Origin of the sequence: Mesobacillus persicus (assembly GCF_900109925.1) — a bacterium.
Lineage (GTDB): Bacteria > Bacillota > Bacilli > Bacillales > Cytobacillaceae > Mesobacillus_B > Mesobacillus_B persicus.
Genome location: NZ_FOBW01000013.1, coordinates 145,392 through 154,223 on the forward strand (window position 1 = coordinate 145,392; position 8,832 = coordinate 154,223).

At 44.1% G+C, this 8,832-nt stretch carries 6 protein-coding genes; 4 read left to right on the forward strand and 2 right to left on the reverse strand.

What is annotated here, in order from left to right; genetic code table 11:
• Positions 1-341: 341 nt before the first annotated feature.
• Positions 342-1,298 (reverse strand): UV DNA damage repair endonuclease UvsE, encoded by a 957-nt coding sequence (gene uvsE / locus BMX30_RS17275; protein WP_090748608.1) that lies wholly within the window; start codon positions 1,296-1,298, stop codon positions 342-344.
• Between the two features lie 14 nt (positions 1,299-1,312).
• Positions 1,313-2,521 (reverse strand): cardiolipin synthase, encoded by a 1,209-nt coding sequence (gene cls / locus BMX30_RS17280; protein ID WP_342028082.1) that lies wholly within the window; start codon positions 2,519-2,521, stop codon positions 1,313-1,315.
• A 235-nt stretch (positions 2,522-2,756) separates the two neighbouring features.
• Here cls and BMX30_RS17285 point away from each other — a divergent pair, with 235 nt between their 5' ends.
• The 4 genes from BMX30_RS17285 to BMX30_RS17300 all read left to right on the forward strand — a co-directional run bounded on the left by BMX30_RS17285 (position 2,757) and on the right by BMX30_RS17300 (position 8,376).
• On the forward strand, positions 2,757-4,868 hold the full coding sequence (locus tag BMX30_RS17285; RefSeq protein ID WP_090748610.1) for a (Fe-S)-binding protein: 2,112 nt from the start codon (positions 2,757-2,759) through the stop codon (positions 4,866-4,868).
• Positions 4,869-5,155: 287 nt separating this feature from the next.
• On the forward strand, positions 5,156-6,337 hold the full coding sequence (locus tag BMX30_RS17290; protein WP_090748612.1) for an acetyl-CoA C-acetyltransferase: 1,182 nt from the start codon (positions 5,156-5,158) through the stop codon (positions 6,335-6,337).
• A gap of 31 nt (positions 6,338-6,368) precedes the next feature.
• Positions 6,369-7,214 carry a 3-hydroxybutyryl-CoA dehydrogenase gene (locus tag BMX30_RS17295; protein ID WP_090748613.1) on the forward strand — a complete coding sequence of 282 codons (846 nt, stop codon included), beginning with the start codon at positions 6,369-6,371 and terminating at the stop codon, positions 7,212-7,214.
• Between the two features lie 31 nt (positions 7,215-7,245).
• Positions 7,246-8,376, forward strand: a complete 1,131-nt coding sequence (locus BMX30_RS17300; protein ID WP_090748615.1) for an acyl-CoA dehydrogenase — start codon at positions 7,246-7,248, stop codon at positions 8,374-8,376.
• The last annotated feature ends 456 nt before the right edge of the window (positions 8,377-8,832 follow it).

The following is an 8,832-nucleotide window of genomic DNA, read 5'->3' on the forward strand; positions in this document are numbered from 1 at the left end:
CCATCTAGTATTTATTCCCTGTACAGGGAATAAACTGTCCAAAACCGGGAATATAATGCTCATAATAGGGAATAAAATTACGGTTACTAGCAAAAACAGTCTTCGGTGGGGGTATTATTGGACGATTTCACTTCAAAATTTAAGTTCAACGATCAATTCAGGCTAAAAATACCCTCCCAAAAAGTCCTTTACTAGTAAAAGTCATTAGGTTTTTGGATGAAACCTCGTTTTTTTGTAGTTTTCGATTACAAAAGGGAACATTGAGGTAGGTGTTTTTTTTAAATACGGTATGGGGTAAATGGGTTAACCCAGGGGAAACCACAAAATTCCCCCTGTTTACCTTATTTCCACTCCAACGTCGCCCCGCCAATCCGTTTGACCCCACGAATTTTACTTAAATCCTCGACCAAGGCTAAGGCAGCTTGGTCTTTTCGCTTTGCTTCAATCATGAAATCAACATCTTGCCCAATCCCGCGCAAAACGCTAATCAGTGGCTTAATAAATTCAGGGTCGACATGGTCGGCATGTGCGCGATACATTTTTTCAGATTTGGGCGAAGAGATATGGATTTTGGGACGAATACCAATCCGGTCCCAAGTGGCAAAGCCGGCAGGAAGGAGCTCTTCCAATGCCATCGTGCCAAGGTTCGCCATATGATGATGATAATCAAAAACTAGCGGAACATCTTCTTTCTGACAGACGCTCAAAGTTTCATCACCATTGTAGGTCTTGTCATCATTCTCCAAGGTCATTCGATTTTTAATGTGAAGCGGCAGTTTGCGCAAATTTTCATGAAAACGAACAATGGTTTCCTCTTTATTCCCATAGGCGCCACCGATATGAATATTGATGACGCCCTCATTTTCAAGTCCCATCGCCTCAAGCATACGGTAATGGTACTCCATATCAATTACCGCGTTGTCCGACACTTCTGGGCGCGGGGAGGTAAACAAAGTAAACTGATTTGGATGAAAGCTTGTCCGCAATCCCTTTGCTTTCACGAGTCGGCCAATCTCTTGCCACTTATCTGCGAAAGGAGAGACAAAGTCCCAAAGAACCTCTGGATGGGTCGCGAGTGGGGCAATTGAGCTAGAAAACCGATACAAGGCAATTTCATGGGCGATATTGTAATGCACCATTCTTTCTGTGCTTAATAAATTTTGATAGGTAAGAGACTTTAACTTGTCCATCCGCTCGTCTTCCGTCATTTTACTATAGCGAGTAAAAGTGAGCGTTCGCGATGGAGAGGCCTCCCAAAGAGATATAGCAGTCGAGACATAGCCGAAACGTATAATCATCTCGATCTCCTTTCCTAGAGAAAGTAGGACACCGTCTGTGCCGCTCTCTCTTTAAGACTTCGAAAAGGGTTGAACCCATTTAAGTCGTCAAGATGAACTTGTTCAGATTCCAATAGATCATTATATAAAATTGCTTTGACACGCTGAATAAATTCCTGATTGTAGATTAAGCAATTCAATTCAAAGTTAAGAAACATGCTCCGTTTATCAAAGTTTGCTGTCCCTAGATCACATAGTTTGTCATCAATCACAAGGACTTTCGCATGATAAAATCCCTTTTTATATTGATGAATTTCCACATTTCCGTCTCGTTTCAGCAACTGTCGTAAATACGTGAAAGAGGCCTCTTTTACTAATGCATGGTCGGCCGTGAATGGTACAAGAAGGGTGAGGGAGACACCACGGTCAATCGCTTTTAGCAATTGATTAAAGATCTTTTGGCTTGGGATAAAATAAGGGGTCCCAATCATAATCGATTTATCCGCTTTGCTAATTAAATCAAATAAGGTGTCTTCAAGTAGATTGCCTTCAGACGGGATAAATTGGTGGAGAACCGGACCTTTTCCCAGTGTGGTAGGAAAATAAACCCTCTTTTGCAAAAGGTTAACCTTCGCCGCTCTCTGCCAATCTAAAAGGAATTCCTTCTGGAGATCTTGGACTCCTTCTCCAGTCACCTTTAAATGATAATCCCGCCATGGGGATAATTTTTTATCTAAATTAATATACTCTTTGCCAATATTAAATCCACCGGTGTAGCCAATCTTTCCATCAATCACAGTGATTTTCCGGTGATTTCTTACCTGTGATGAATAAAACAAGAAGGGGAACTTCGGTGTCTGGCTTTGAACGAACTCGACACCAGCTGTCTTTAAGTCCTGTTTTGACTTTCGGGAAATCGTTCCTCCGACCCAATCCACGAGCAGGCGAACCTCTAACCCTTCCTTAGCCTTGTCCATTAAAATCGAGAGGAATTCTTTGCTGATTTTATCGTCTTTCACTATATAAAAGAGAACATGAATATGCTTTTTCGCGCGCTTTAACTCGGCGAAGTAATCTTCAAACAAGTCGGGTCCAGTTGTGAAGATGTCCAGCTGGCTATTTCTTTCGGGGAAAATTTGTTTGTTGATCTTAGCTAAATGCTTTTTTCTCCCGATGGTAAAGTCCAGCGCCAGCAGCAGGGTAATTCCAAGTAAAATGACAATTATCCATAATGCAATCTCCACAGCAATCCGGCTCCTTTATGTAATTTTTTCGCTAAAGTGATAGCGAGTTTTATTTAGTGTTACCGAAATTATTATATATATGATGCATTTAGTGATTTAAAACACAAGGAAATTTTTTGTGAAAAATCGTTGACTGAACGCTCATTCATATTATAATGGAAGTACAGGTATAGTCAGAAAATTTTATTGTTTTGAAATTTTCTTCACGAACTTCAATGAAAGGGGAAGTGTAATCATGAACGGACTTTTATGGATTAACCTGATCGCAACTTTATTTGTAATCGCTTACGCGGTGAGTTTGTTTGTATACGTGGTCAGGACAAGGATTGAGTATATTAAGCTAGGGAAGAAATCCGAGTTTAATGACAATGTGAAAGAACGCTGGAACCGGATTTGGGTCATGGTATTTGGCCAAAAGAAATTAATGAAGGATAAGAAAAGTGGAGCAATCCACGTCATGTTCTTCTATGGCTTTATTTTAGTTCAATTTGGGGCAATTGATTTTATCTGGAAAGGTCTTGTTCCAGGTTCTCACTTACCACTTGGACCGCTTTACCCTGGATTCACTTTCTTCCAAGAAATTGTAACTTTAACGATTCTCGTCGCGGTTGTATGGGCGTACTATCGCCGTTATATTGAACAACTAGTTCGCTTAAAGCGCGGCATTAAAAATGGACTTGTTCTTATTTTTATCGGTGGCTTAATGCTATCTGTTCTACTAGGGAATGGAATGAGCTTAATCTGGCATGACCATCCAGGAACATGGACAGAACCAGTGGCATCGCTGATTGCGGCTGCCTTCGCATGGCTTCCTGAAGCCGGGGCAATTACCATTTTCTACGTTGCATGGTGGGTTCACTTACTGTTCTTATTAACTTTCCTAGTGTATGTTCCACAAGGTAAGCACGCGCACTTGATTGCTGGACCAGCAAACGTTTATCTTACACGTGTAGGTCCTGCAGCTAAGCCAAGTAAAATTGACTTTGAAGATGAAACACAAGAGAGCTTTGGGGTAGGAAAAATCACTGATTTCACTCAGGAACAGATGATTGACTTTTACGCTTGTGTAGAATGTGGACGATGTACGAATATGTGTCCGGCAACAGGTACAGGTAAAATGCTATCACCAATGGATTTAATCCTAAAAATGCGTGATCATTTAACTAACCACGGTGCGGCGGTTACTTCGAAGCAGCCATGGGTACCAACATTTGCGTTTGGAAATACAACAGGCAACCAACTTGCACTTGCAGGAACTGGAGCCGGTGCAGAAGAAGCAGCAGCGAGCCTTGCTTATAGCCCGAGCTTAATCGGTGATGTTATTACTGAGGAAGAAATTTGGGCCTGTACAACTTGCCGTAACTGTGAAGATCAATGTCCAGTTATGAACGAGCATGTTGATAAAATTATTGACCTTCGTCGTTACCTTGTTTTAACAGAAGGAAAAATGGATGCCGATGCACAACGTGCGATGACGAATATTGAACGTCAAGGAAATCCATGGGGCTTAAACCGTAAGGAAAAGGAAAACTGGCGCGACCTTCGCGACGATGTTGTCGTTCCTACGGTAAAAGAAATGAAAAAATCCGGCGAAGAATTCGAGTACTTATTCTGGGTTGGTTCGATGGGTGCATTCGATAACCGCAGCCAGAAGATCGCACTTAGCTTTGCGAAGCTTCTAAATGAAGCAGGCGTTAAGTTTGCAATTTTAGGAAACAAAGAAAAGAATTCAGGCGACACGCCAAGACGTCTTGGAAATGAGTTCCTATTCCAAGAGCTAGCTACTAACAATATTGCGGAATTCGAGAAGAACGAAGTTAAGAAAATCGTTACGATTGACCCGCACGCATACAATATCTTTAAAAATGAGTATCCTGACTTCGGTTTCGAAGCAGAAGTATATCACCACACGGAGCTATTAGCTGATCTTGTAAAAGAAGGGAAGCTTGTACCGAAGCATTCTGTTGAAGAAACGATTGCTTTCCATGACTCCTGTTACCTTGGTCGCTACAACGAAGTGTACGATGCGCCTCGTGACATCATGAAGGCTATTCCTGGGGTTAACCTGAAGGAAATTGAGCGTAATCGTGAAGACGCAATGTGCTGTGGAGCTGGTGGAGGCTTGATGTGGATGGAAGAAGAAACAGGCAACCGCATCAACGTTACTCGTACAGAACAGGCACTTGCGGTGAATCCAACCGTCATTTCATCTGGATGTCCTTACTGCTTGACGATGTTGTCAGATGGTACGAAGGCAAAAGAAGTCGAAGAAACAGTTGGAACGTACGATGTTGCTGAGCTTCTAGAGAAGTCTGTGTTTGGTGAAGAAAAACAGCTTGTTTCATAAAGATAGACTACTAGATTGCAAGAAGATCATCACAGACCTGTACAGCTTTGATTCAGCGGTGGAATGTTTCGCCGCTGAATCTCATAAAATTGTATAGGTTTTTGTTTTTTTACAACAGTTGGATTAAGCGCTTACATATATAACATCATTAAGCATGGCGAAAACTCGAGCGAGCGTTCAGTCGGTGCCGATTTTATTTTTGGATTATTTTAAATAAAGTATTTGCTTTGTGCTTTGTTAAAGGACATTAAACGTTGATGGTAATTTTAAAAAAGGGGCGATGGGAAATGGGAAAAACGGTGATTTTATCTGGAGCAAGAACTCCGTTTGGAAAATTAGGTGGAAGTTTAAGTAGCTTCACAGCTTCTGAGTTGGGTGGTTTTGCAATCAAAGAAGCACTGAACCGTGCTGGGTTGGATGCTGCTGAAGTAGGCGAAGTCATTCTCGGCAACGTTCTCCAAGGAGGACAGGGCCAACTACCATCCCGTCAAGCTGCAAGACATGCGGGAATTCCGTGGGAAGTCAAAACCGAGCTTGTAAATAAGGTTTGTGCCTCTGGAATGCGAAGTGTCACCTTAGCTGACCTGTTGATTCGCGCAGGTGAGGAAGAAGTCATTGTCGCCGGTGGCATGGAGTCGATGAGCAATGCTCCATATATTTTACCGAAGGCGCGTTGGGGGTTGCGGATGGGCGATGCTCAGGTGAAGGATTTAATGATTCATGATGGACTGACTTGCTCATTTACTGGTGTTCATATGGGAACATACGGCAATGGTGTGGCGTCAGAGATGGAGATTAGCCGTGAAGATCAGGACCAATGGGCATTAAGAAGTCATCAAAAAGCACTTGAAGCCATTGAGTCAGGGCGTTTCGCTGAGGAAATTGTTGCGGTTGAAGTTCCGCAACGACGCGGGAATCCAGTGGTCGTCGATAAAGACGAAGCCCCTCGTCAAGACACTTCAATTGAAGGACTTAGCAAGTTAAAACCAGTGTTTAACCATGATGGCACGATTACAGCGGGTAATGCGCCGGGAGTCAATGATGGAGCAGCTGCCCTTGTGCTGATGAGCGAGGAACGGGCGGCTCGGGAAGGCAGAAAAGCGGAGGCGGTCATTCTTGCACATGCCGCTGTGGCCACTGAAGCGAAAGATTTCCCGAAAACACCTGGAATCGTTATTAATGAGTTATTAAAGAAATCAGGCAAGTCCATCGAGGAAATCAATTTATTCGAAATTAACGAAGCCTTTGCTGCAGTCGTATTAGCCAGTGGACAAATTGCTGGAGTCGATCCGGATAAAGTCAATGTCAATGGTGGGGCCGTTGCATTAGGTCACCCAATCGGGGCGAGCGGAACAAGAATTATTTTAACCCTAATGAACGAACTTAAGCGCCGTGGTGGCGGAATTGGTATCGCAGCGATCTGCTCTGGTGGCGGTCAAGGTGATGCGGTGATGATTGAGGTTAAGTAAAAAGTCTGTACTTTAAAAGGAGGAAAAAGAGATGGAACGGATCATGGTCATTGGTGCCGGACAAATGGGTTCGGGGATTGCGCAGGTTTGCGCACAGGCTGGATACGAGGTGACATTGAATGACCTCAAGGCGGAATTTGTGGAACGTGGGCTAGGTGTCATTAAGAAAAACCTATCTCGTCAAGTGGATAAAGGGAAGATGACAGCGGAGGAATTGGATAAGGTCCTTGGCAGAATTACGGCTTCAAACGACCTTCAGGATGCGAAGTCAGTTGACCTTGTCATTGAAGCAGCCGTTGAAAACATGGACATTAAAACAAAGATTTTTGCTCAGCTTGATGAGATTGCTCCTGAGCACACAATTTTAGCCTCAAATACTTCGTCGCTTCCAATTACAGAAATCGCAGCGGCAACAAACCGTCCGGAAAAAGTAATCGGAATGCACTTTATGAATCCTGTGCCAGTCATGAAGTTGGTCGAAATCATCCGCGGCCTGGCAACGGCAGACGAAGTCTATCAAACCATTGAAGACATCACGGAAAAGATTGGCAAAGTACCAGTCGAAGTAAATGACTTTCCAGGATTCGTCGCGAACCGTATCTTAATGCCGATGATTAATGAGGCAATCTACACCTTGTATGAGGGTGTTGCTTCTAAGGAAGACATCGATTCAGTCATGAAGCTTGGCATGAACCATCCAATGGGACCATTGACTTTGGCTGATTTTATCGGACTTGATACTTGCCTCTATATCATGGAAACCTTATATGAAGGCTTCGGTGACCCGAAATATCGCCCATGCCCATTGCTACGTAAATACGTGAAGGCTGGCTGGCTCGGGAAGAAATCCGGTCGCGGTTTTTATGTGTACGAATAAAAAATAACGCTCCTTCAGGGAGGTACTCAGAATGAACTTAAGGTTTACTGAAGAACAAGAAATGATGCGCAGAATGGTCCGCGACTTTGCCGAAAAGGAAGTGGCTCCGTTTGTCGAAAAGATGGAGGGCGGAGAATTCCCACGGGACATCCTCAAGAAAATGGGCGAGCTTGGCTTAATGGGCATTCCCATCCCTGAGCAGTATGGCGGTTCCGGCATGGATTTCACCTCCTATATCATCGCCATCCATGAGCTGTCAAAGGTAAGTGCGACTGTTGGCGTGATTTTATCTGTTCATACATCTGTCGGGACCAATCCGATTCTATACTATGGAAATGATGCGCAAAAGCAGAAATATGTGCCGAAGCTGGCTTCTGGTGAATATCTTGGCGCGTTCTGCCTCACAGAACCAAGTGCAGGGTCAGATGCAGCCAGTCTTAAAACGCGTGCGATTAAATCGGGGGATGATTACATTCTCAACGGGTCAAAGGTGTTTATCACCAATGGCGGGGAAGCTGATACGTATATTGTGTTTGCATCAACCAATCCGGATCTAGGCTCAAAAGGGATTTCCGCTTTTATTGTCGATAAAAATACCCCAGGGTTGGTGATTGGCAAGGATGAACAGAAAATGGGGCTTCATGGCTCCAGAACCGTTCAGCTTACATTTGAGGATATGAAAGTTCCAGGAGAAAACCTGCTTGGGGAAGAAGGCCAAGGATTGAAAATTGCCCTTGGTAATCTGGATGTAGGACGGATTGGGATTGCCGCTCAAGCGCTCGGTATTGCCGAAGCTGCTTTGGACGCGGCGGTTGATTACGCGAAAGAGCGCCGTCAGTTTGGGAAACCAATTGCTTCTCAGCAAGGAGTCGGCTTTAAACTCGCGGATATGGGTACAGCTGTTGAGGCAGCGAAACTACTAATCTATCGGGCCGCCCATCTCCGCCAGCAGGGTGAAAAATGTGGCAAAGAAGCATCGATGGCAAAACTATTCGCCTCGAAAACCGCAGTAGACGTCACAACCGAAGCCATCCAAGTCTTTGGAGGCTACGGCTACACAGAAGACTACCCAGTCGAACGCTACTTCCGTGACGCCAAAGTAACCGAAATCTATGAAGGAACAAGCGAGATTCAGAGGCTGGTTATTAGTAAACACCTTTAGTTCCCGCCGATGGTATTCAAGTTACCCGAACTGGAAGTGAAAAGGTTTATACAGTAAAAGAGATTGTCACTATTTGCCTGAACCAGATCCACGGCAACATCTTTTTTAGCTGTGTTAAAGAACATTACTGATTTTACCTATTGTTGATTGGAGTGGAAGGCACGAAGACTCCTGGAGCGACCGAGCATAGGTCGTAATATATAGCGGGTGGGATTCCCGTCGAGAAAGAATTAGCCATTCACTCGTAGCGAGTCTTGGAGGGCAGGTGGTAACACTCTGCTTTTAAGCGTAGACAGCTAGGTAATGGGCCGTAAGCCGTTAGGTTGAAGGGATTGAGCTTCGAAATTTCGCGTTAGTTGGGAAGGCCGATGCACTCAGGAGTGTAGAAGGCAATATTGTTATTCTCGTAAATGGCGAGAGAATAACAACTTCCTCGGAGTCGGTGACCATGGCACG